The sequence below is a fragment of the Mesorhizobium sp. P5_C1 genome, assembly GCF_054049815.1.
On the sequence record NZ_JBFULQ010000969.1, the window covers coordinates 1 to 1,312 of the forward strand.

A 1,312-nucleotide genomic window follows, 5' to 3' on the forward strand; every position below is an offset into this window, starting at 1 on the left:
GAAAACGGGTCAGTGGCGCTGCCGAGGACCGAACGCTTCTGGTTCACTTCCTGCGCGAAAATCTCGGCCTTACCGGAACGCACGTCGGTTGCGACACGTCGCAATGCGGTGCCTGCGTCGTCCATGTCGACGGCAAGGCGGTCAAATCCTGCTCGATGCTCGCGGTACAGGCCTCCGGGTCGACCGTGGTGACGATCGAGGGCCTGGCCAATGGCGCCGATCTGCATCCGGTGCAGGCCGCCTTCAAGGAACATCACGGGCTGCAGTGCGGCTTCTGCACGCCGGGCATGATCATGACGGCGACCGACATGATCAACCGCCACCCCGAAGGCCTCGACGAAGCGACGGTGCGCACAGAGCTCGAGGGCAACATCTGCCGCTGCACCGGCTACCACAACATCGTGAAGGCGATCCTTGCCGCATCGAAGACGATGTCCAAGGGGTCGAAGGGCAAAGCCAGGCAAGCGGCGTGAGAAGGAAGTGGGTAGCGAATAGGGAGTAGCGAATAGTCAGCAGTCTGACAAAACGCCAACTCACCACAATTCGCCATTCACTACTCACTATTCGCTATTTCAGCATTTCGGGAGGAATTTCTGATGGGCATTGAAGGTGTTGGCGCTCGGGTCGCGCGCAAGGAAGACAAACGATTCATCACCGGCGCCGGCCGCTATGTCGACGACATGGTGGTTCCCGGCATGAAGCACGCAGCCTTCGTGCGCAGCCCGCACGCGCACGCGCAGATCAAGAAGATTGACGTCAAAAAGGCTCAAGCCATGCCCGGCGTCATCGGCGTGCTGACCGGCAAGGAGCTCAAGGCCGACGGCATCGGCAACCTCATCTGCGGCTGGATGATCCACTCCAAGGATGGTTCGCCGATGAAGATGGGGGCGTGGTCGCCGCTTGCTTTCGACCGGGTCCGCTATGTCGGCGATGCCGTCGTCATCGTCGTGGCCGAGACCAAAGGGCAGGCGCGTGATGCCGCCGAGGCGGTCGAGATCACCTACAAGGAACTGAAGGCCGTCGTCGATGCCTCGAAGGCCATGGACAAGGGCGCGCCGCAGATCCACCCCGAGGCCGACAACAACCTGATCTTCGACTGGGACATCGGCAATGCCGACGAGACGGCCGCGGCGTTCAGGAAGGCGGCCCATGTCGTCAAGATGGATATCATCAACAATCGCCTCGTGCCCAACGCCATGGAGCCGCGCGCGGCTCTTGGCCACTACGACAAGGCCGAGGACCACTACACCTGCTGGACGACCTCACAAAACCCGCATGTGGCGCGGCTGGTGATGAGCGCCTTCTACAATGT

The 1,312-nt window shown here is 61.6% G+C and carries 2 protein-coding genes; both read left to right on the forward strand.

Annotated elements, in window-relative coordinates; translation table 11 throughout:
* Nucleotides 1-473: (2Fe-2S)-binding protein (locus ACXJ7R_RS33085; RefSeq protein WP_457155468.1), on the forward strand; the 473-nt coding region annotated here is incomplete at its 5' end.
* Nucleotides 474-596: 123 nt separating this feature from the next.
* On the forward strand, nt 597-1,312 hold a 716-nt coding region (locus ACXJ7R_RS33090; protein WP_457155469.1), incomplete at its 3' end, for a xanthine dehydrogenase family protein molybdopterin-binding subunit.